Here is a 21256-nt window from a genome sequence, read left to right on the forward strand (position 1 = left end):
GCGGGGCTTCCGGGCGTCAGGACCCGCGACGCTCCTCGGACGGCTCGTCCGTGGCGCCGAAGCCCTCGCCGCCGCTGTCGGTCACCGGCTCGAACCAGCCCGCGACGGGGGTGCGCGACCGCTCCACCCGTGGAGTGCGAGCCGTCGCCGGGGTACCGCCCACGGCCTCGTCCGCCACGTCCGCGGCCGGAGCAGCGCCGGCCGGGCTGAAGAGATCCGCTCCGCGCGCGGACGCCGGCTGCTGCTCCTCCCGCTGCTCCTCGGGCGGAGCGGGCGTGCGGATCATCGGCGCGAGGCCCGGGTGGCTGGCGGGCGCGGGGTGGTCGGAGCGGTCGTCGGCACCGTGGTCGTCGGCATCGGAGTCGTCCGGTCCCTCGTCCCCGTCGTCCGACCGCGGCCCGACGGCCGCCGCGGGCGAGGCGTCGGCGGCCTCGGCGGTCGTCGGGGTGCCGCCGACCGCGGCCTCGTCGACGTCGTCGGCCTCGTCGAGGTCGGCCAGCTGCTCCTGGACGTCATCCGTGTCGGCCGGCTCGGCGGGGGACGGGCGCGGGCTCGGCGTCGTCGCGGCGGCGCGGGCGGGCAGCGGGGTGACGTCGGTGTCGTCGGAGTCGGTGTCGTCGGAGTCGGTGTCGTCGGAGTCGGTGTCGTCGGCGCCGTCGGTGCCGTCCGCCTCGTCCGCCTCGTCCCCCTCGTCCCGGGAACCCGGCGCCACCGGGGTCCCGCCCACGGCCGCCTCGTCGATACCGCTCGGCCCCGGGTCGGCTGGCTCCGCCTGGTCCGCCGAGTCCGCCTGCTCCGCGGCGTCGGGCTCGTCGGCGCCCTCCGGGCTCCCCGGGTCCGCGGTGGCCGCGGTCGGCGTGCCCCCGACGGCGCCCTCGTCCACCCCGGCAGGACCGGGGTCGGCGGGCGCCGCGGGCCCCGGGCCGACCACCGGCACGGCCTCGGTGGGCAGGTCCTCGGTGGGCCCCGCCGCGTCGGGCGGCGCGGCGACGGGCCCGGAGCTGGGCGCGGCCGCGAACGGCCCGGAGCCGTGCGGGGCCGACAGCAGTCCGGCCCCGGCCACGGCGGCCCCACCGACGGCGGCGGCCCCGCCCGCGGCCGCCGCGGCACGCGGCCCGGACAGGCGCACGCCCTCCTGGGCCACCACCTGCTGGCCGTGCTCGTCGAGCAGGGCGTGCCGCCCGGTCGGGGCGTCGTCGGCGAAGGGCTCCCCGGAGGATGCCGCCGCCGGCGCGGCCAGCCCGCCCGCCGCCGCGGGCACCGCCGTGGTCGGTGCCTCCGCGGCCTGCTGCTGCGACGGCAGCCGCCGGAACAGCGCCGTCAGGATGAGCACCCACGAGATCACCGTCAGCGCCGCCACCGCCAGCGAGATCACCGAGGAGATCGTCAGGGCGGTCTGCGGGTCCCCGCCGCCGGACACGATCGCCGACGGCACGACGTTGATCGACGCCGCCGCGAGGATCGCGAGCAGCTGGAGCACCAGGCCCCAGACGGCGGGAGTGGAGACCTCGGGCTGCACGCGACGGCGCTGCACGGCGATGACGAGGCCGACGACGACGGCCACGCCCGCCGGCAGGAACGCGAAGGCGAAGCGCAGACCGGACTCCAGCATGCGTCGAACCTAACGAACGGGTCCGACACCCTCCCGCACGCGGTCGGGGACGATGGGCCCATGGCTGCGACCACCACCGCCGGGGCCGCCCTCGCCGACGTCGACACCCTGGGGGGCTTCTTCGTCCTCGCCACCGGCCCGGCCGAGGGCGCCGACCCGTCGTGGCGGCCGCTGCCGGAGTTCACGGGCGAGGTCCTGGACGCCCGGATCGACCAGATCGCCGGTCAGCTGAACGCCTCGCGGCGCGTCGCGGGCTCGCTGCTGGGCCTCTCGGTCTCCGCCCGGATCACCGGCCTGGTGCTCGGCGCGGCCGCCCTGCACGGCGTCGTCCCGCGCCTGCACGACCGCCTGCACTGGCGGCCCTGGTCCGGCGGCCCCGCACCCCTGTGGCTCGAGACGCCCGAGTCCCTCGAGCACGACGACCTCGCCGCCTCCGCCACCGCCGAGATCGACCGCACCCTGCGCCCGGTCCTCGACGCGATCCGGACGCAGGCGTCGGTCTCCGACCAGGTGCTGCGGGGCAACGTCGCGTCCTCGGTCGGCGGGGCGCTGCGGATGATCCTCGCCGACCGCCCGGCCGGGGCCGCCCGGGCCACCGCCGTCGCGCGGGCCGTCGTCGCGACCCCGCCGCTGGCCGGGCTGGGGGAGTTCCGGCCCGAGCCCGCCCACCCCACCGGCATCGGCTTCGCCCGCCGCACCTGCTGCCTCTTCTACCAGGTGCCCGGCGGCGGGACCTGCGGCGACTGCGTGCTCGCCTCAGGGTAGGGGCGGCCAGGACAGCAGCAGGTTCGCGGCCAGGATCAGGGCGATCAGCCCGATCAGGGCGTAGAGCGCGATGACCGCCCCTGCCGGCACCCCGGTCAGGTGCTCGACCTGGTCCGGGTCCGACGTCGGGGCGCCGCGGCGCTGCAGCCGCGAGCGTTTCCGCGACATCTCCTGCACCGTCCTCAGCCCGCCCACGATCAGGAACCACGTCACGAAGCAGGCGAAGGCGTACTGCGTGGTCACCGAGCCGTAGGCGATCACCAGGCCGACCACGGCCCCCGTGAGCACCACCGAGACGACCCCGAAGACGTTGCGGATCAGCACCAGGGTGCCGAGCAGGACCATGATCGTCAGCCCCAGCATCGTCGGGACCGCCCCGCCCGCGACCAGCGCGGCCGCGCCGAGCCCCAGCAACGGCGGCGTCGCGTAGCCGGCAAAGGCCGTCGCCGCCATTCCCGCGCCGGTCGGGCGGCCCTTGGACAGCGTCACCCCCGACGTGTCCGAGTGCAGCCGGATCCGGGTCATCTGTCGCCCGGTGGCGATCGCGACGAGCGCGTGGCCGCCCTCGTGCGCGATCGTCACGACCGACCGGGCCACCCGCCACGTCGTGTCGAACGCGATCACGAGCAGCGCGACCAGGCCGGCGCAGACGACCAGCGCGACCTGGGTCTGGTCCGAGGTGAGGTCACCGAGTGGTTCGAGCACAGTGCCGGTGACCGTAGCGTGGTGACCTGTGTCGACCGAGTTGCGTACGGGCACCGCGGCGGGCCGCTGGGTGCTGGTGACGACGGTGCTGGGGTCGGGTCTGGCGATGCTCGACTCGACGGTGGTCAACGTCGCGCTCGAGCGCATCGGCTCGGACTTCGGCGCCGAGTTCGCGGGCCTGCAGTGGACGATCAACGCCTACACGCTGACCCTCGCCGGGTTCATCCTGCTCGGTGGTTCGCTGGGCGACCGCTTCGGCCGGCGCCGGATCTTCCTGGTCGGCGTCGTCTGGTTCGCCCTCGCCTCGGCGCTGTGCGGGTTCGCGCCCTCGATCGAGGTCCTGATCGCGGCCCGGGCGCTGCAGGGCATCGGCGGGGCCCTCCTGACGCCGGGCTCGCTCGCGCTGATCTCGGCGTCCTTCCACGGCGAGGACCGCGCGGCCGCGATCGGCGCCTGGTCCGGGCTGGCCGGGGTGGCCGGGGCGGTCGGGCCGTTCGTCGGCGGCTGGCTCGTCGAGTGGAACTGGCGCGCGGTGTTCCTGATCAACCTGCCGCTGGCCGCCGTCGTCCTGGTCGCCGCGCTGCGCCACGTGCCCGAGTCGCGCGACCCGGCCGCGGTCAAGCACCTCGACGTGCCCGGCACCGTGCTGGCCCTGCTCGGGCTGGGTGCGGTGACCTGGGCGCTGACCGAGGCGGGGGAGGCCGGGGCGTCGGTCGCGGTCGTGACGACGGGGGTGGCCGGCGTGGTCGCGCTCGTCGCGTTCGTGCTGGTGGAACGCCGGTCGCGCTCGCCGCTCGTGCCGCCCGACCTGTTCGCCAACCCCCGCTTCTCGGCGCTCAACGGCGTGACCCTGCTGATGTACGCGGCGCTCGGCGTCCTGTTCGTCCTGCTGGTGCTGCAGCTGCAGGTCGTGGCCGGGTTCTCCCCGCTGGCAGCAGGCCTGTCCACGCTGCCGATCACCGTCGTCATGCTGCTGCTCTCCGCGCGCGCCGGCCGCCTCGCCACCCGGATCGGACCCCGCATCCCGATGACGGCGGGCCTGGTCGTCGCCGCGGGCGGGATGCTGCTGCTCCTGCGGGTCGGGGAGGGGGCGTCGTACTGGACCGACGTCCTGCCCGCGGTGGTGCTCTTCGCGCTGGGCCTGTCCGCGACGGTCGCCCCGCTGACGGCGACCGTCCTCGACGCCGCCGACGACCGCCACGCCGGCATCGCCTCCGGGGTCAACAACGCGGTCGCCCGCGCCGCGAACCTGCTCGCGGTCGCCGTGATCCCGGCCGCCGCAGGCATCGCCGGCGCCGACTACACGAACCCGGTCGCCTTCTCCGCGGGCTACCACCGCGCCGTCGTCATCGCCGCCTGCCTGCTGCTCGCGGCCGCCGTCGTGACCGTGCTGCTCCTGCGCCCGTCCCCCCGGTTCCAGGTGCACGAGTGCTCGCACTGCGGGGTCTCGGAGCCGGCCCCGGATCCGGTCGGGCGAGCGGAGCGACGGGGATCGGAGGCGTGACGGAGCTCCCGGCGCTGCTCGCGGGCATGTCGCCCCGGCTGCGGGAGGGGAGGTACGTCTTCACGGTCCTTCCCGACGACGGGCCGGTGCTGGCCGAGGCGGTCGTCGTCGTCGCCGAGGACGAGGGCCGCACGGCCGTCGTGCCCTGGCCCGGGCCGAAGGGCGCCGAGTACGAGTGCGCCTGGATCACCCTCGAGGTGGCGTCGTCGCTGGCCGCGGTCGGCTTCCTCGCCGTGGTGTGCGCGGCCCTCGCCGGGGCCGGCATCAGCGTCAATCCGGTCAGCGGCTTCCACCACGACCACCTGTTCGTGCCGTGGGAGCGCCGGGACGACGCCATGGCGGTCCTGGCGGGAGTGTCAGCCGGCGGGAGCCGGGGAAGCTCTGGATCGTGACCGACCCCGGAGACACCCCGCCCACCGTGTTCGTGCTGTTCGGCGCCAGCGGTGACCTCGCGGCCCGGCTCGTGCTGCCCGCGTTCTACCGCCTGGCGCAGGAGGGTCTGCTGCCCCCCGCGTGGCAGCTGATCGGCAGCGGCCGCCGTGAGCTCTCCGACGACGACTTCCGCGCGCACGTGCACGACAAGCTGACCGAGTTCGGGCCGAAGCCCGAGGAGGGGCCCTGGGAGGAGTTCGCAGCGCGCCTGCGCTTCGCCAGCAACGGCTTCTCGGTGGACGACCCCGGCCAGCTCGTCGACACGGTCGCGGCCGCCGAGCAGGAGCTGGGGGACGGCGACCCGTCGTCGGTCCAGCGGGTGCACTACCTGGGGGTCCCGCCGACCGCCTTCGAGCCGACCACGAACGCCCTCGGCGCCCACGGTCTGGCCGAGCGCTCGCGCGTGGTCTACGAGAAGCCGTTCGGCACCTCGCTGGAGAGCTTCCACTCGCTCGACCAGGCCGTGCACCGCGTCTTCGACGAGTCCGCGATCTACCGGATCGACCACTTCCTCGGCAAGGAGGCGACGCAGCAGCTGCGGGCGGTGCGCTTCGCCAACGGCCTGTTCGGCTCGAGCTGGGACCGCCACCACGTCGAGTCCGTCCAGATCGACGTCCCCGAGACGCTCGACGTCGCCGACCGCGCCGAGTTCTACGACGAGACCGGCGCCGTGCTCGACATGCTGGTCACCCACCTGTTCCAGGTGGCCGCCGAGGTGGCGATGGAGCCGCCGCGCAGCCTGGCCTCCGACGACGTCGCCCAGGCGCGGGCCGACGCGGTCAAGGCCTTCGTGCCGCTGCGGGCCGAGGACGTGGTGCGCGGCCAGTTCGACGGCTACCGCGACATCGACGACGTCGCCGACGACTCGGACACCGAGACCTTCGTCGCCGCGCGGATGTTCGTCGACACCGAGCGCTGGCGCGACGTCCCGTTCCTCATGCGGACCGGCAAGAAGATGGCCGAGAGCCACCAGAAGGTCACGCTCGTCATGCGCGATCCCGACGACGGGCCGTACCACCCCACCGGCACCTCGGGGGCCGGCGCCGAGATCCCGTCGCGCGGCAACGTGCTCTGCTTCGACCTCTCCGGCGACGGCCGCCTCGCGCTGTCGATGAACATCGAGGTGCCGGGGAGCCAGTCGGCCCTCGAGACGGCGTGGACCGAGATCAACCTGCACGAGGTCGACGGCGGCGACCCGCTGCCGCCCTACGTCCGGCTGATCCACGACATCCTGATCGGGGACCGCTCGCTGTTCACGCGACCCGACGGGCTCGAGGAGGTCTGGCACGCGGCCGGGGCCGCACTCAACGGGTCGACGTCGATCGAGTCGTACGCGCCCGGCTCCTGGGGACCGGACGCCGCGCTGCGCCTGGCGGAGCCGAGGGGCTGGGCCCTAGGCGACCGCTGAGGACGGCTCGGTGGTCGGTGCGCGCCGGACCAGCTGGGCCCAGTTGGTCACCGGCAGGTCCGGGCCCGGCGGCGGCCAGAGGGACGAGTCCTCCGGGTGGTCGTCGTCGAGGATCCGGTGGGCGAGCGCGGTCGCCTCGTCGCGCAGCGGGCAGGGCGTCCGGTCCACGGCCAGCGTCGTCAACCCGTTGGTGACGACGTTGACGGCGGCGTCGGACAGCTCGGCGTAGCGGCCGGCGCGGCGGCGGCGCAGGACGGTCGAGCGGGCCCGCAGAAGCAGGGTGGTCACGGCGTGTCCGTGGCGGTGTCGGGGGAGCACGGCACCTCCGGGGTGGTCGGGGAGTCGCTCCCACCATGCCTGCCACGTCCCTCGTCGGGCGGGGGCTCGTGAGGAGCCGCACGGTGGCTCAACCCCGGCGCCAGGTAGCCGCCGATCATGGCGGTCAGCTCGTCGAGCAGCGTCGCGCGGGGGATGTCCGGGGCCTCGACCACCCAGCGGACGGTGACGTGCTCGACGGTCCGGACGAGCATCCACGCCATCGCGGGGACCGGGCGGTCGCCGTTCCCGTGCTCGGTGAGCAGCACGCCGGCGAGCATCTGGTCCACCCGCCGCGCGAAGCCCGCGCGGCGGGCCTCGAGCGTGCCCGGGACGTGTTCGGCCAGGGTGCGCAGGAGCGCGGCGTCCGCCGACAGTGCGTCGAGCAGGGCCTCGAGGTTCGCCCGCACGGTGTCCTCGGCGCGCAGGCTGGCGAGGAACGCCTGCAGGACCCGGGACTCCATCTCGTCGGACACGTCGGCCACCACCCGGTCGACGATCGCGTCCTTGTCGGGGAAGTACCGGTACAGCGTCCCGGGCCCGACGCCGGCCGCCTCGGCGATCCGGTTGGTGCTCGCGCCGGGGTAGCCGCGTGCGGCGAGGACGGTCCGGGCGGCGGCGAGGATCCCCTCGACGGTCGCGCGTGAGCGTTCCTGCACCGGCTCCCGACGGCGGGTCACGTCAGGGCGTCCAGCACCAGGTCGACGTCGGCGTCGGTGTTGTGCAGGTGGAAGCCGACCCGGGTCGCGCCGGCACGGGCCGCGCACCGTACGCCGGCGTCGAGCAGCCGCTGGGGGTCGCCGGGGATCGAGACGATCGCGGAGCCGGTCTCGGGGAGCCCCAGCTCCGTCCGGACCCGCCGGGCGAGTCCGACGTCGTGCGCGTGGACGGCGGCCCGGTCGAGCCCGGCGAGCCACGGCAGGGCGACCGCGGCGCCCGTGAAGGACATCCAGGCCGGCGAGACGTCGAGCCGGCGCGCGCTCCCGGCCAGGCGCAGCGGCAGCCCGTACACCGAGCTCCACCGGTCCTCGCCGGCGTACCACCCGGCGGCGCTCGGGGTGACCCGCTCGAGCGCCCGCTCCGAGAACGCGCCCCACGCGCACCCGCGCGGCGAGAGCAGCCACTTGTAGCCGCCCGCGACCACGACGTCGGCCCACGTGAGGTCCACCGGGAGCCAGCCGAGCGACTGCGTCGCGTCCAGGACGACGACGGCGCCGGTCGTGCGGAGCCCCTCCAGGTCGACCAGGGCCCCGTCCGCGGACTGCGCGACGCTGACCGCGACGACGTCGTGGTCGTCCGCCCGCTCCGCCACCTCCGCGACCGGGGCCTCGGTGACCTCGTGGCCGGCGGCCGCGAACGGGAAGCTGACGCTGGTGAACTCCTGGGCCGCCGTGAGCACGCGGGTGCCGGGCCGGAACGACGCGGCGACCGGCGCGAGCAGGCCGGACACGACCGAGCCCACGGCCACGCTCGTCGTCGGGACCCCGGTCAGGGCGGCGAACGCCGCGCGGGAGAGGTCGACCGGCTCGTCCATGGCCGGCGCCGAGATGCCGCCGGCGGCCCAGTCGTCGACCCAGGTGCGGACGGCCTCGACGACGTGGCGCGGCGGGACGCCCACCGACGGGCTGTTGAGGTAGCCGGGCCCGACGTCGAACTCGGCGCCGAAGGCGGTGATCATGCCCGCGACGCTAGACCAGCAACACCGCTCCGACACTCCCCACGAGCGACGCCGCGGCGAGCACCACCGCCACCGCCCGGGCGCGCGGCGCCACCGGGTCGCGCAGCACGGGGTCGCCCGCCGAGAACACCGGTGCGATCCAGCGCAGGTAGTAGAAGAGGCTCGCGACGGAGTTCGCGACGGCCACGACCGCGAGCCACGCGGCCCCGCCGTCGAGGGCCGCGGTGAACGCCGCGAGCTTGCCCGCGAAGACCACCGTCGGCGGGGTCCCGACCAGCCCGAGCAACCCCACGGCGAGCGCCACCGCCAGCGCGGGGTGCCGGCGGGCGAGGCCCCGCTGGTCGCCGATCTCCAGGGCCTCCGGCCGCGCGGCGAGCACCGCGAACACCGCGAGGTTGGTGACGACGTAGGCCGCGAGGTACCCCAGCAGGGCCGGTGCCGCCGTCGCGGTGTCGCGGACGACCGCGAGCGGCACCAGGAGGTACCCGACCTGCGAGACCGTCGAGTACGCGAGCAGCCGCCGCAGCGAGGTCTGCGCGAACGCGGCGAGGTTGCCCAGCGTCATCGAGGCCACCGCGACGACCGCGAGCAGCAGCGGTACCGGGACGCCGGGCAGCGCGACCGCCAGCCGCCCGAGCGCGACCAGGGCGCCGACCTTCGCGGTGGTGGTGAGCACCGCGCCCGTGGCGGGGGAGGTGCCGTCGACCGCGTCCGGCACCCAGAAGTGCGCGGGGACGGCACCGGCGGTCATGAGCAGCCCGGCGAGCACGAGGACGGTCCCGACGGCGGGTCCGGGCCCGGTGAGGCCGGCCAGGGCGGGGTAGGTGGTCGTGCCGGCCAGGCCGAGCAGCACCGTCGTGCCGGCCAGGGCGAGCAGGCCGAACAGCGCCGAGGACAGGAAGTACTTCAGGGCCGCCTCGGCGGCGAGCCCGTCGCGGGCGAGGCCGGCGAGCGCGGCCAGCGGCAGGCCCGCGAGCAGGACCGCCGACGCCAGCAGCAGCAGGTCGGTGGCGCCGCCCAGCACCATCGCTCCCACCGCGGAGAGCTGCAGCAGGACCGCGAAGGCGGTGTCGGTGCGGCCGGTCCTAGGGGCACGCCGGCCCGGGGCGCCGCCGGTCGCGGACGGGTCGCCCGCGAGGACCAGCGTCACCACGACCGCACCCGCCACGATCACCCGGACCGCCGTGGTGGCGGCGTCCACCGTGACCGTGCCGCCGAATGCCGGCCCGGCGACCGGGGCCACCACGGCCACGACCCCGGCGGCCAGCGCGGCCAGGACACCGAGTCCGCGCACCGCGCCCTCGCGGCCCGGCGGCAGCCACGTCCCGACCGCGAGGCCGAGTACCGCACCCAGCGCGAGGACCGCCTCCGGGGCGAGGGCGAGCAGGTCGTGCCCGCTCACCGCGACACCAGGTCCACCACGGTCGCCGCCGCCGGCGCGATCGTGGACGTGACCAGCGCCGGCGCGATCCCGATCGCCAGCGAGGCCGCGAGCAGGAGCCCGACCGCGGCGGTCTCCCCGACGCGCAGGTCCGGCGAGCCGGGGCGGCGGAACATCCCGGTACGGGCCGGCGGCCGGTCCGCGGCGGCGGGGAGGTGGCGGTCGCCGAGCAGCATCGACTGCAGCGCGCGGACGAACAGCCCCGCGGTGACGGCGAGGCCGAGCGCCGCCAGGATCGTCGCGACCGGGACCGCGGGCAGGGACCCGGCCAGCATCGAGAACTCCGCCACGAACCCGGAGAGGCCGGGCAGCCCCAGCGACGCGAACGCGGCGACGGCGAGGGTCCAGGAGAACCGGGGCATGGGTCCGGCCAGCCCGGACCAGGCCGCGACCACCGACGTCCCGCCCCGGTCCCGCAGCGTCCCCGCCAGCAGGAACAGGGCCCCGGTGACGACGCCGTGGCTCACCATCTGCACGGTCGCGCCCGTGACCGCGAGGACCCGTGCCTCCGACCCGGCGCTCGCGTACCCGGCGGCGCCGAGGGCCAGCAGCACGTAGCCCATGTGGTTCACCGAGGTGTAGGCGACCAGGCGCTTGAGGTCGCGCTGGGCCAGCGCCAGCAGCGCACCCCACAGCACCGAGACCACCCCGAGCACCACGGCGACGAGCGCCGCGGCACGCCACGGCCCCGGCAGGAGCGGCAGCGCGATCCGCACGAAGCCGTACGTGCCCATCTTCAGCAGGACCGCCGCGAGCACCGCGGACCCGGCCGCGGGGGCGTCGGTGTGGGCGGGTGGGAGCCAGGTGTGCAGCGGCCACACCGGGGTCTTGATCGCCAGCCCGATCCCGATCGCGGCCAGCGTCAGCATCCCGGCCACCCCGCGGCCGGCGAGCGGATCGGCCGCGGCGAGGGCCGGGATGTCGAAGGTGATGCCGACCCGATCCCCCGTCGCTCCGCTCGCCCCGCCGGCCGCCACGGCCAGCGACAGGAAGCCGAGGAGCATCACGAGCGACCCGACGAAGGTGTAGAGGAAGAACTGCAGGGCGGACCGACCCCGTTCCCCCGATCCCCATCCGGCGATCACGAAGTACATGAGCACGATCGACACGTCGAAGAACACGAAGAACAGCACGAGGTCCAGGGCGGTGAACACCCCGATCGACACCGCCTCGAGCCCCAGGAACAGCAGCACGTAGGCCCGGGCGCGGCGCTCGTCGGCGTCGCGGTCCGCCGCCGGGTCGCGGCGCAGCGACCACAGGGCGACGGCGAGGAACACCAGCGTCGTCATGGCCACCAGCGGGGCGGAGATCCCGTCGAGCCCGAGGTGGTAGCCGACCCCGAACGCCGGGATCCAGGGCACGGACACCTCGTGGGCGTAGCCGCCCGGCACCACCGAGGACCACGCGAGGACCGCCAGCACGACCTCGAGCACCGCGAGCCCGACCCACCCGCCCAGCAGCACCTCCCGTCGGGTCACGGGCACGAGCAGCAGCGCCACGGCCAGCGGGGCCACCCACATCGCGGTCAGCACCTCAGCGCACCCCCGCCCACACCACGACGGCGGCCAGTGCCCCCAGCGTCCCGATCGCGATCACCCCCTGCGCGTAGTACTGGTGCTGCTGCCCGGTCTGCGGCCGGCGCGCGAGGTCCCCGAGCCACCGGACACCGGCCGCGAACCGGGCGAGGGCGACGACGATCGGCCGGTCGCCGCGCCGCTCGACGCCGCGGGCGAGCGCGGGGACGGCCGCGGCCGCCCGGGGCAGGGCCCGGGCCAGCGACGCGTCGGCCCGCTCGACCCACCGCGCGAGGGTCGTCACGGGGGTCCCGACGGCGGGTCCGGTCACCACGGCGAGCCCCAGCCACCCCCGGCCGACCCGGGCGGCCCGACCCCACAGCGCCGACCGCACCCGCACCGGCCGGCTGTGCAGCACCCAGGTCGCGGCCGCGGCGAGCACGACGACGACCCCCGTCGTCACCAGCTCGCCCGCGTCCGCGCGCGGGACCAGCCCGACGGCCACCGCGACCCCGCCGAGCGCGACCGCGGGCACCACCAGCACGCCGACGGCGACGGTGATCGCGAGCGGGACGTGCCGCCGGGTCTGCTGCTCCGCGCCGCGGCGGATCGACGGCGAGCGCACCGGCCGCCACAGGAACCACGCGGCCCGGGTCGCGCCGACGGCCGAGAGCGCGGTGGCCAGCAGGCCCGCGACCGTCAGCCCGCCCTCGCCGAACGGGATCCCCACGAGCACCGCGTCCTTGGTCCACCACAGCGACAGCGGCGGGATCCCCGCCAGGGCGACCGCCCCGACCGTGAACGGCACCCCGATCCCCGGATGACGGCGGGCCGCGCCGCGCAGCGCCGGCAGCGCGCGCGTCCGCAGCACGGCCAGCCACCCGCCGGCCGCCAGGAACAGCAGCGCCTTCACGGCCGCGTGCGCGACCAGCAGGCCCGCCGCCCCGGCGCTCGCCCCGACACCCGCGCCGAGCACCATGAGCCCCACCTGTGCGCAGGTCGACGCGGCGAGCAGCTGCTTGAGGTCCCGCTGGCACGCGGCGACCAGGCCCAGGACCACCGCGGTCAGCGCGCCGACCCAGGCCACGAGCGTCGCCGCCCAGCCGGTCGCGGCGAGCAGCGGCCCGGCGCGCAGGAGCAGCACAGCGCCCGCCGCGACCATCGTCGCCGAGTGCAGCAGCGCCGAGACCGGGCTCGGGCCCAGCATCGCGCCGGAGAGCCAGGCGGAGAACGGCAGCTGCGCGGACTTGCCCAGGGCGGCGAGCACCAGCCCGGCCGCGATCAGGCCGTGCCAGGCCGGGTCACCCGCCGCCAGGGCCCCGAGGCCGAGCCCGGGCACCCCGGCGGCGAGGGCGGCGCCGGTGGCGACGTAGAGGCCGAGGTCGGTCGTCCTCGTCGTCAGGAAGGCGCGTCCGGCGGCGGGCCCGACCGCGGGGTCGCGGCGGTCGAAGGCGATCAGGGCCCAGCTCGCGGCGCCCATGACCTCCCAGGGCGCGAGCAGGGCCGGGAGCGTCGCGGCGGTGACGGTCGCGAGCATGGCGCCCAGGAAGACGAGCACCATCCCGACGAAGCGACCCCGCCGCAGCCGCTGCTCCCCGGACGCGGCCAGGAGCACGAGGGCGCCGATCACGGTGACGGTGACGACGAGGACCGCGGCGAGGCCGTCGACGGCGTAGGTGAAGGTGAGGGGCCCGAGCAGGGGGACGACGAGCATCGGCGTCGCGCGGGTGCCGACCCCCGTGGCGAGCTCGACCGCGACCACCACCGACACCACGGCCGCGACCAGCCCGGCGGCCACCACGGGCGCGCCCGTGGCGCGGGGGAACGCCGTGAGCAGCACCAGGCCCGCGAGGACCGGGACGGCGAGCAGCAGCGCGAGCAGCAGGGTCATCCGGCGAGCTCCGCGGCGTCGTCGGTGAGGTCGACCTGGCGCGCCCGGTAGAGCGCGAGCGCGACCGCGAAACCCAGCGCCATCTCCACGGCCATCACGGTCACCAGGACCACGACGAGCACGCTCGCCTCGACGGCACCGCCCCCGGCCCACCAGAACGCGCCGGCGCCGAGGATGAGGCCGTTCACCACGAGCTCCAGGCCCATCATGATCATGACGATCGACTGCTGGGACAGCGCTCCGTACAGGCCGGTGGCGACCAGCGCGGCGGCGACGGTCAGCGCGATCCGCAGGACGAGCTCCGCCGTCATCTCCGGCTCACCGCCACCGCGGTCGTCCCGACGATCGTCGCGAGCAGGGCCAGGCCCAGCACCATCATCGTCGGCATCCACGGACCCATGAGGGCGTCGCCGAGGGCGACCGTGGGGTCGGCGGGAGCGGGAGGGCCCGCCGTCGGGAAGGGGACGAGCCAGGCACCCGCCGTCAGGACCCCGAACACGACCAGCGCGATCGCCCAGGAGCCGGCGCGGTGGTGGACCATGCTCATCGGCATCAGCCCGGCCGGGTTCATCATCAGCATGACCATGAAGACCACCATGATCATCATCTCGACGGTCATCATGAGGATCACGACCGTCCCGAGGTAGCCCAGCCCGAAGCCGATCAGGACGACCGCCACCGCGACGAACGACGCCAGCAGCAGGAACGTCGCGCGGGCCATCGAGTCCACGGTGAACACCAGCAGCCCGGTGACGACGGCGACGGCGCCCAGGGCCGCGACCAGGACGATCACGCGAGCACCACGAGGGTGACGACGAGGGCCTGGGCGACGGCGAGCGGGATGAGCACCGTCCAGGCGAGGGTGGCGAAGCGGGCCATCCGCAGCACGGGCACCGCGCGGCGCAGCACCAGGAGCAGGCCGAGCACGACGACGAGCTTGACCGCGAACCACAGCGCGGGCAGGCCCGGGAACGGGTCCGGACCGGTGATCGGCGGGGGAGCGCCGCCGCCGAGGAAGAGCGGCACGGCCATGGCCGCGCCGGCGACGAGGAGCATCCACCGGCCGGCGTGGAGCAGGAGCCGGTCGAGCCCGGCGTGCTCGGCGGCGGCGCCACCCGCGAGGTCGCGCCCGAGCGGCGCGGCGAACGGGCCCCAGAACGCCATCGCCGCGACCGACAGCAGGTAGAGCAGGAAGGCCACCGGCATCCACACGGCGTACCAGAGGTCGTGCTGGGCGGCGGCGACGGCCCCGGGGGAGAGCGACCCGGCGGCGATCGCGGGAGTGATGATCGCGAGCATGTGCGGCAGCTCGTAGGCCAGGCCGAGCGGCAGCATCCGGTAGCCGCCGGCGAGACTCGTGACGGCGTTCGGTCCCCACCCGGCGACCCACACCGCGAACCAGGCCAGCACCTCCATGGCGTTGAACCAGACGATGCCGACGTCGAGGTCGACCGGGGCCGCGTCGCCGAGCGGGACGACGGCGAGGGCGAGGACCGCGGCGACCGGCAGCACGGTGAGGCCGGTCCGGGCGAGCGCGGGGTCGTCGGCGGGCGTGCGACGACGTTGCGTGCGCAGCAACCGGGCGGTCTCGACGAGGGGAGTGGCCGGTCCGTCGCCCGCCACTGCGGACCCGACGACGGCGGCGAGTCCGGCGACGAGGACCAGCGCCGGGGCGAGCACGACCAGCTCAATGACGGTGATGGGTCACCTCCGTCTCCGTGCCGGGCGGGGCGTACGCGTGCACCGGCCCCGCGCCGAGGGTGGTGTCGGGGTCCATCGCGGCCAGGGCCAGGCGGGCGGCGCCGAGCTCGAGGCCGATCATGGCCTGGGCGGCCTTCTCCGGGGTCGGCCGGGCGGGCGGGGCGAGGCTGCCGCCGAGCGCCCGGGCGAGCGCGCGGACCCGCTCCTCGACCGTGCGTTGCTCGACGGGGCCGCCGACCAGCGGGATGTCGCGGGTGGCCCACCGCAGCGGGAGGTTCCGGGCGAGGCGGCGGCCGAAGGTGGTCAGCTCACCGGGCTCGGGGTCGTGGTCCCGCAGGACCCGGGCCCGCGCCGCCAGGTGGTCCGCCCCGAGCAGGCCGAGCACGCGGGTGAGGATGTCGAGCCGGGTGCGGTCGGGGCCCAGAGGCGAACGGCCGCGGCTGCCGGGCCCGACGGAGGCCGGCACGTCGAGGACCTCGGCCCGTGCGTCGGTGACCACGTCCCCGGCCAGCGTCGCGTGCACGACCATCCCCGCCGGCCAGTGCGGCAGCACCGGGCCGAGGGCGGCGTGCACTGCGTCCAGGGCGAGCCCGTCGCGGTCGTAGAACGCGAGGTCGGCCATCTGGGCCCCTCCGGTGTCAGCACTGCGGCCATGCTGACGTCCGACGTCACAATCGGACGTCATATCGCCGCCCCCGGCCAGCCGCGCCGCCGCGTCGTCGAGCACGGACCGCACCTCTCCTGCCGTCGGCACCGCCGCCAGGAGTCTCGGCGCGGGCACCGTCGCCCACACCGACCGCACCACCTCGGCGAGGCGGGGTCCGGGCGACCCGAGGACGAGCACGACGTCCGTGTCCGCGGGGGACGGGGCGGCGGGCCACCGGCGGCGGGCCAGCTCGGCCTCGACGGCGAGCCGGAGGGCGAGGTCCTCGGGGGAGACCGGGGAGGGGGCGATCGTCAGGACGTGCGGTCGGCGGGCCGCGAGCCGCCTCAGGACCACCGGAACGCGCCCTCGCGCCACGCGTAGCCCACGCCGACCAGCAGGATCCCCAGGAACACGAACATCTCGACGGCGGCGGCCGGCCCCGACCGGGCCACGACCAGCGTCCACGGGTACATGAAGAGCATCTCCATGTCGAGGGCCAGGAAGACCAGCGCGAGGGTCGGCCACCGGACGTGCCAGCGCGACACCGCGTGCTCCACCACCGGCATCCCGCCCGCGTGCGGCGCGGCCACCAGCGGCCGCCGCGTCCCGGCGACCGCGCGGACCAGCCACGACCCACCGACGACGAGCCCCACCCCGACCAGGGCGGCACCGGCCACGACCGCGAGCGCGACGAACCCGCTCACGTGAACCGCCGCAGCCGCAGGCTGTTGCCGACGACGAAGACGCTCGAGAACGCCATCGCCGCGCCCGCGACCATCGGGTTGAGCAGGCCGACCGCGGCCAGCGGGATCGCTGCCACGTTGTAGGCGAACGCCCAGAACAGGTTGCCCTTGATGGTCGCGAGCGTCCGGCGGGCGAGGCGCAGCGCGTCCGGGACGGCCCGCAGGTCCTCGCGGACCAGGGTCACGTCGCCGGCCTCGATGGCGACGTCGGTGCCGGTGCCCATGGCGAGGCCCAGGTCTGCCCGGGCCAGCGCCGCGGCGTCGTTCACGCCGTCGCCGACCATCGCCACCACGTGGCCCTGCGCCTGCAGCTCCGCGACGGCGTCCGCCTTCTGCTCGGGCAGCACCCCGGCCCGGACGTCGTCGATCCCGACCGCCGACGCCACCGCCCGGGCGGCGGTCTCGTGGTCGCCGGTGAGCAGGACCGGCCGCACCCCGAGCCCGCGCAGCGCAGCGACCGCCTCCGCCGAGGTCTCCCGCACGGTGTCCGCGACCGCGATGACCGCCCGCGCCGCGCCGTCCCACCCGACGACGACGGCGGTGGCCCCGTCGGCCTGCGCCGCCCCGAGCTCGGCATGCAGCGCGTCCGACAGCTCCAGCCCGTGCCCGGCGAGCAGGGCCGGGCGACCGACGAGCACGGAGTGGCCCTCCACGGTCCCGCTCACCCCCAGCCCGTCGATCGTGCGCGCATCCTCCACCGTCGGCAGCGGTCCGCGACGGCGACCCGCCTCGGCGACCGCCCGCGCGATCGGGTGGGTCGAGCCGTCCTCGACCGCGGCGGCGAGTCGCAGCGCGACCGCGTCCGGCTCGCCGACGACCCGCATCTCGCCGGTGGTCAGGGTGCCGGTCTTGTCCAGCACCACCGTGTCGACGCGCCGGGTCGACTCCAACACCTCCGGGCCACGCAGCAGGATCCCCAGCTGCGCCCCGCGGCCGGTGCCGACCATGAGCGCCGTCGGCGTGGCCAGCCCCAGCGCGCACGGGCACGCGATGATCAGCACGGCGACGGCCGCGGTGAACGCCCCGTCCACGTCGCCGGCGAGGACGAGCCACCCCGCGAAGGTCAGCACCGCCACCGCCACGACCACCGGGACGAACACCCCGGACACCCGGTCGGCCAGCCGCTGGATCGCCGCCTTGCCGTTCTGCGCGTCGGCCACCCGCTGCGCGATGCGGGCGAGCTGGGTGTCCGCCCCGACCTTCGTCGCCCGCACCACCAGCCGCGACCCGACCGCGACGCAGCCGCCGACCACGCCCGAGCCGGGCGCGACCTCGACCGGCACCGACTCCCCGGTGACCGTGCTCGCGTCGACCGCCCCGATCCCGGCGACGACCTCGCCGTCGGTCGCGATGCGCTCCCCGGGCCGCACCACGAACTCGTTCCCGACGACGAGCCGCTCCGCCGGCACCCGCTGCTCGACGCCGTCCACGAGCAGCGCGACGTCCTTCGCCCCGAGGTCGAGCAGGGCCCGCAGCGCCGCCCCGGCCCGCCGCTTGGCCCGGGCCTCGAAGAAGCGGCCCGCCAGCACGAACGTGGTGACCGCGGCCGCCGTCTCGAGATAGATCGCGTCGCCGGGCGGGCTCGTGAACGACAGCTCGTGGGTCATCCCCGGCATCCCGGCGTCGCCGAACACCAGCGCCCACACCGACCACGCCAGCGCGGCGAGGGTGCCCAGGGAGATGAGCGTGTCCATGGTCGCGGTGCCGTGCCGCAGGTTCATCGCCGCGGCCCGGTGGAACCGCCAGCCACCCCACAGCACCACCGGCGCCGCGAGCACGAGCGAGGTCCACTGCCAGTCCGTGAACTGCCACGCCGGGACCATCGCGAGCACCGCCACCGGCACCGTCAGCACCACGCTCGCCAGCAGCCGGAGGCGGAGGTCGGCGGTCTCGGCGTCGTCCTCCGCGTGGTCGCGCTCCTCCGGCGGTGTCGCCCCGTAGCCCAGGCCCTCCACCGTCGCGACGAGCGTCTCCGTCCCGACCCCGGGCGCGTGCTGCACGTGCGCGTTCCCGGTGGCGTAGTTGACCGTCGCGGTGACGCCGTCGAGCCGGTTGAGCTTCTTCTCGATGCGCATCGCGCAGGAGGTACACGTCATCCCGGTGATGGCGAGCTCGGTGCTCGCGGGCGCGTCGGTGGTCGTCGCCATGGGTGCAGTGATACCCCCCTGGGGTATGGCCGTCAAGCGAGACGGGGATACCCCGTCCCGGTATCCTCGCACCCGTGAGCGAACACCAGCACGGCTACTCCGAGCACAAGGACGCGCACCTGCGTCGCCTCAAGCGCGTCGAGGGTCAGGTGCGGGGGATCGCGCGCATGGTGGAGTCCGACCAGTACTGCATCGACGTGCTCACGCAGGTCAGCGCCGTCACCGGGGCGTTGCAGAACCTCGCGCTCGCGCTGCTCGAGGAGCACATGGGCTCCTGCGTGGTCGACGCCGCGAAGGCGGGGGACCAGGAGGCGAAGGAGAAGGTGGCGGAGGCCTCCGCGGCCATCGCCCGCCTCGTGCGCTCCTAGCCGTCCGGACGCCGGGTGGCGTCGCTCCCGCCCCGCACGGCGGTCTCCTCGAGCAGCCACCGGGCCACGTCGGCGAGCTTGATGTTGGTGCTCTGCGACGACGACACCAGCATCTCGAACGCCGCCCCGTCGTCGATCCCGAAGCGTTCCCGCAGGACGCCCTTGGCCTGCCCGATCACGTCCCGCGACTCCAGGGCCCGCCCGAGCTGCGCGACGTGCTCGGCCCCGTGGAGTGCCGCGGCGGCCTGCAGGCCGTACAGCGCGGCGACGGTCCGGTCGCGGTCGGTGAACGTCCCGGCCCCGTAGAGGGTCAGGACGCGGACGTGGTCCGGGACGGCCAGGTGCACCGCCATCGCCGCGGGGTAGCCGGCGTCGCCCGCTGCCGCGGCGAGCCGCGGCCACCGCTCGTGGTCCTCTCCGGCGAGGTCCGCGCTGACGGCCCCGAGCGAGGGCGGGTCGTCCACGACGTCGGCGGCCGGGCCGCCGCCCTCGACCTGCAGCCGGTCCAGGTGGCCGATGCCCCCCGGGAGCGCTCCCAGCGATCGCGCGGCGCCCTCCTCCCAGGCGATCAGGCCCGCCCCGAGGGCGCCGGGGACCATCGCGATCGCCACCCGCAGGAGCCGGCGGACGGTGTCGTCGAGATCCCGGACCGACCGGTCGGCCAGGATCTCCACGGAACCCCCGCGCAGGGCGCCCACCAGCTGCTCGAGGTCGTGCTCGGCCATCCACCTCTCCGGGTCCGTCCGGGCGCGAGGGACACCTCGCGCGCGACACGGGCCGGTTGGTCGACCACGGGACGGAATCCTAGTGGTCGGACTCCGGCTCGCCACGCGACAGCCCGACGAGATCCAGGACGAAGGCGGCGGCCGTGCCGGTCGGCGCCACGAACCGGCAGCGCCGCCCGGCCCGCTCGGCCTTCTCCCGGGTCTCCACGAGAGCGGCGACCCCGATGCTCGTCAGGTGCGTCACCGCGGAGAGGTCGACCGTGCTGTCGGTCGTCGAGCCGCGCGAGGCGTGGGCGAGGGCGCGGCGGAACTCGTCCGCCGACCGGCTGTCCACCGGTCCGGCGACGACGATCGTGTCGGGCGCACCCGGGAGCGGCTGCGCCGAGAACGGCGGTTCCTCGGTCGGGTCCGGGGTGGGCGCCTCCCGGACCGGGTCCCGCACCGGCCGGCCGACCCGACGGTGGAGCCGCACCGTGGTGCCACCGGGGTCCGCGGCGATGTCGAGGCCCTCACCGACCGACCCGAGCACGACGAGGCCGCGTCCCCGTCCGGTGGCCGCCGGCCCGGGCTCACGCCACGTCCCGTCGTCGCCGACCGAGACGTGCACGCGGCCGTCGGTGGTGAGCACCAGCGACACCGCGATCGTGCCCCGGGCATCGTGCGCCAGCCCGTGCTCGACGGCGTTGTCCAGGGCCTCGCCGACGGCCATCTCCAGGGCGAGCTGGTCGGTGGGGTCGACACGGAGGTCGGCCAGCCACGCCCGGACCCGGGCGCGCGCCTCGGCCACGTTGGACGGCGTGGCGTGGGCGTGGATCTCCAGCGGGGCCACGGCCGGACGGCGGGACACCGCGAGGATGGTGGCGTCGTCCTCGTGGCCCTCGCGGGCGAGGATGTCGACGGCGTCCACGCAGACCCGCTCGACGACCGACGACGCCGTGCCCGCGGGCCAGATCCGCCCCTGCACCGCCCCCTCGGAGATCCGCGTCAGCCGGTCGATGCCCTCGGGGTAGGGCCGGCCCCGGCGCTCGACCAGCCCGTCGCTGAAGAACATCACCACGTCGCCCTCGGCGAGCTCCGTGCGCTGTGCGGGCCCGTCGAGCTCGCCGCCGAGCGGCCCGCCGCCGCTGCCGAGCAGGCTGCGGCCGCGCCCGGCGGCGTCGACCAGGACCGGCGCGGGGTGTCCCCGCGTGACGTAGTCCAGCACCCCGGCCACCGGGTCGAGCACCGCGACGACGACGGTCGCGGCGTGGGCGCCCCGGACCGTGGCGGCGAAGCGCTCCAGCTGCCGCAGGGCGGCCTCGGCGTCGGCCGTCGTCTCGAGCGCATCGGCCAGGACGGCGCGCAACTGGCTCATCACCGCGGCGGCCCCGACCCCCGTGCCCGACGACGTCCCCGACGGCGAGGCCGACGCGCCCGTCCGGGAGGACCCGGGCGTCGAACCAGTCGCCGCCCGCGGACCGTTCGGCCCCGGCGACGAGATAGCGCGCAGCCAGGTCGACGGCGGGCAGGACCGGGAGGCTCGTCGGGAGCAGCGCCTGCTGGAGGGTCCGGACGACCTCGCGGGCGGCGAGGTAGCGCTGCTGCGCGTCGTCCGCAGCCACCTCCGCCGTCTGCCGCCGGCGCACCCGGTCGGTCACGTCGGTCTGCTGGATCAGGATGCC

General features: G+C 76.0%; 21 protein-coding genes. 5 read left to right on the forward strand and 16 right to left on the reverse strand.

Features of this window, described 5'->3' with window-relative positions; translation table 11 throughout:
- Nucleotides 1–16: 16 nt before the first annotated feature.
- A complete protein-coding gene (locus WCD74_RS15715) occupies nt 17–1612 on the reverse strand; it encodes a hypothetical protein (RefSeq protein WP_337695802.1) in 1596 nt (531 codons plus the stop codon).
- Between the two features lie 60 nt (nt 1613–1672).
- Here WCD74_RS15715 and WCD74_RS15720 point away from each other — a divergent pair, with 60 nt between their 5' ends.
- Entirely contained in the window at nt 1673–2377 is a 705-nt protein-coding gene (locus tag WCD74_RS15720) for a (2Fe-2S)-binding protein (RefSeq protein ID WP_337695803.1), read from the forward strand.
- Here the strand turns inward: WCD74_RS15720 and WCD74_RS15725 are convergent.
- On the reverse strand, nt 2369–3082 hold the full coding sequence (locus WCD74_RS15725) for a M50 family metallopeptidase (protein WP_337695804.1): 714 nt from the start codon (nt 3080–3082) through the stop codon (nt 2369–2371). The genes WCD74_RS15720 and WCD74_RS15725 overlap by 9 nt on opposite strands.
- Before the next feature lie 28 nt (nt 3083–3110).
- Between WCD74_RS15725 and WCD74_RS15730 the strand changes: the two genes are divergently transcribed.
- The 3 genes from WCD74_RS15730 to WCD74_RS15740 are packed head-to-tail and all read left to right on the forward strand — an operon-like array spanning nt 3111 to nt 6426.
- Nucleotides 3111–4586, forward strand: a complete 1476-nt coding sequence (locus WCD74_RS15730; RefSeq protein WP_337695805.1) for an MFS transporter — start codon at nt 3111–3113, stop codon at nt 4584–4586.
- Nucleotides 4583–4978 (forward strand): ACT domain-containing protein, encoded by a 396-nt coding sequence (locus WCD74_RS15735; RefSeq protein WP_337695806.1) that lies wholly within the window; start codon nt 4583–4585, stop codon nt 4976–4978. The genes WCD74_RS15730 and WCD74_RS15735 overlap by 4 nt, the downstream gene beginning before the upstream one ends.
- Complete coding sequence (locus WCD74_RS15740) at nt 4975–6426, forward strand: glucose-6-phosphate dehydrogenase (protein ID WP_337695807.1); 1452 nt, start codon at nt 4975–4977, stop codon at nt 6424–6426. The genes WCD74_RS15735 and WCD74_RS15740 overlap by 4 nt, the downstream gene beginning before the upstream one ends.
- Here WCD74_RS15740 and WCD74_RS15745 read toward each other — a convergent pair.
- From WCD74_RS15745 to WCD74_RS15800, 12 genes are read right to left on the reverse strand one after another with little or no spacing between them, the layout of a single operon-like run.
- On the reverse strand, nt 6412–6714 hold the full coding sequence (locus tag WCD74_RS15745; RefSeq protein ID WP_337695808.1) for a hypothetical protein: 303 nt from the start codon (nt 6712–6714) through the stop codon (nt 6412–6414). The two genes, WCD74_RS15740 and WCD74_RS15745, sit on opposite strands and share 15 nt — an antisense overlap.
- Nucleotides 6711–7421 carry a TetR/AcrR family transcriptional regulator gene (locus WCD74_RS15750; protein ID WP_337695809.1) on the reverse strand — a complete coding sequence of 237 codons (711 nt, stop codon included), beginning with the start codon at nt 7419–7421 and terminating at the stop codon, nt 6711–6713. Before WCD74_RS15750 ends, WCD74_RS15745 begins: the two co-directional genes overlap by 4 nt.
- Entirely contained in the window at nt 7418–8419 is a 1002-nt protein-coding gene (locus WCD74_RS15755) for an aminotransferase class V-fold PLP-dependent enzyme (protein WP_337695810.1), read from the reverse strand. The genes WCD74_RS15750 and WCD74_RS15755 overlap by 4 nt, the downstream gene beginning before the upstream one ends.
- Before the next feature lie 10 nt (nt 8420–8429).
- Complete coding sequence (locus WCD74_RS15760) at nt 8430–9821, reverse strand: NADH-quinone oxidoreductase subunit N (RefSeq protein ID WP_337695811.1); 1392 nt, start codon at nt 9819–9821, stop codon at nt 8430–8432.
- Entirely contained in the window at nt 9818–11392 is a 1575-nt protein-coding gene (locus tag WCD74_RS15765) for a complex I subunit 4 family protein (protein WP_337695812.1), read from the reverse strand. The genes WCD74_RS15760 and WCD74_RS15765 overlap by 4 nt, the downstream gene beginning before the upstream one ends.
- A gap of 1 nt (nt 11393) precedes the next feature.
- Nucleotides 11394–13265 (reverse strand): proton-conducting transporter transmembrane domain-containing protein, encoded by a 1872-nt coding sequence (locus tag WCD74_RS15770; protein ID WP_337695813.1) that lies wholly within the window; start codon nt 13263–13265, stop codon nt 11394–11396.
- On the reverse strand, nt 13262–13576 hold the full coding sequence (locus tag WCD74_RS15775; protein ID WP_337695814.1) for an NADH-quinone oxidoreductase subunit K: 315 nt from the start codon (nt 13574–13576) through the stop codon (nt 13262–13264). Before WCD74_RS15775 ends, WCD74_RS15770 begins: the two co-directional genes overlap by 4 nt.
- The gene (locus WCD74_RS15780; protein ID WP_337695815.1) at nt 13573–14058 is read right to left on the reverse strand and encodes an NADH-quinone oxidoreductase subunit J; all 486 of its coding nucleotides are present in this window, start codon (nt 14056–14058) and stop codon (nt 13573–13575) included. Before WCD74_RS15780 ends, WCD74_RS15775 begins: the two co-directional genes overlap by 4 nt.
- The gene (locus WCD74_RS15785; protein WP_337695816.1) at nt 14055–14945 is read right to left on the reverse strand and encodes an NADH-quinone oxidoreductase subunit H; all 891 of its coding nucleotides are present in this window, start codon (nt 14943–14945) and stop codon (nt 14055–14057) included. The genes WCD74_RS15780 and WCD74_RS15785 overlap by 4 nt, the downstream gene beginning before the upstream one ends.
- A gap of 7 nt (nt 14946–14952) precedes the next feature.
- Complete coding sequence (locus tag WCD74_RS15790; RefSeq protein ID WP_337695817.1) at nt 14953–15966, reverse strand: hypothetical protein; 1014 nt, start codon at nt 15964–15966, stop codon at nt 14953–14955.
- Nucleotides 15957–16316, reverse strand: coding sequence for an NADH-quinone oxidoreductase subunit A (locus WCD74_RS15795; RefSeq protein WP_337695818.1), 360 nt, complete (start codon nt 16314–16316; stop codon nt 15957–15959). The genes WCD74_RS15790 and WCD74_RS15795 overlap by 10 nt, the downstream gene beginning before the upstream one ends.
- The gene (locus tag WCD74_RS15800; RefSeq protein ID WP_337695819.1) at nt 16313–18502 is read right to left on the reverse strand and encodes a heavy metal translocating P-type ATPase; all 2190 of its coding nucleotides are present in this window, start codon (nt 18500–18502) and stop codon (nt 16313–16315) included. Before WCD74_RS15800 ends, WCD74_RS15795 begins: the two co-directional genes overlap by 4 nt.
- 74 nt (nt 18503–18576) lie before the next feature.
- Here WCD74_RS15800 and WCD74_RS15805 point away from each other — a divergent pair, with 74 nt between their 5' ends.
- Nucleotides 18577–18870, forward strand: coding sequence for a metal-sensitive transcriptional regulator (locus WCD74_RS15805; RefSeq protein ID WP_337695820.1), 294 nt, complete (start codon nt 18577–18579; stop codon nt 18868–18870).
- Here WCD74_RS15805 and WCD74_RS15810 read toward each other — a convergent pair.
- Both WCD74_RS15810 and WCD74_RS15815 read right to left on the reverse strand, forming a co-directional pair.
- Nucleotides 18867–19595, reverse strand: a complete 729-nt coding sequence (locus tag WCD74_RS15810) for an ANTAR domain-containing protein (protein ID WP_337695821.1) — start codon at nt 19593–19595, stop codon at nt 18867–18869. The genes WCD74_RS15805 and WCD74_RS15810 overlap by 4 nt on opposite strands.
- A 79-nt stretch (nt 19596–19674) precedes the next feature.
- Nucleotides 19675–21192, reverse strand: a complete 1518-nt coding sequence (locus WCD74_RS15815) for a SpoIIE family protein phosphatase (protein ID WP_337696006.1) — start codon at nt 21190–21192, stop codon at nt 19675–19677.
- Between the last annotated feature and the right edge of the window lie 64 nt (nt 21193–21256).

It is taken from the genome of Actinomycetospora aurantiaca, from assembly GCF_037401875.1.
Classification (GTDB): Bacteria; Actinomycetota; Actinomycetes; order Mycobacteriales; family Pseudonocardiaceae; genus Actinomycetospora; species Actinomycetospora aurantiaca.

Coding starts and splice junctions, on each gene's coding strand:
- WCD74_RS15770 (WP_337695813.1), bottom strand. CDS start 13,265: ATGACCCTGCTGCTCGCGCTGCTGCTCGCCGTCCCGGTCCTCGCGGGC.
- WCD74_RS15720 (WP_337695803.1), top strand. CDS start 1,673: ATGGCTGCGACCACCACCGCCGGGGCCGCCCTCGCCGACGTCGACACC.
- WCD74_RS15810 (WP_337695821.1), bottom strand. CDS start 19,595: ATGGCCGAGCACGACCTCGAGCAGCTGGTGGGCGCCCTGCGCGGGGGT.
- WCD74_RS15715 (WP_337695802.1), bottom strand. CDS start 1,612: ATGCTGGAGTCCGGTCTGCGCTTCGCCTTCGCGTTCCTGCCGGCGGGC.
- WCD74_RS15800 (WP_337695819.1), bottom strand. CDS start 18,502: ATGGCGACGACCACCGACGCGCCCGCGAGCACCGAGCTCGCCATCACC.
- WCD74_RS15755 (WP_337695810.1), bottom strand. CDS start 8,419: ATGATCACCGCCTTCGGCGCCGAGTTCGACGTCGGGCCCGGCTACCTC.
- WCD74_RS15775 (WP_337695814.1), bottom strand. CDS start 13,576: ATGACGGCGGAGCTCGTCCTGCGGATCGCGCTGACCGTCGCCGCCGCG.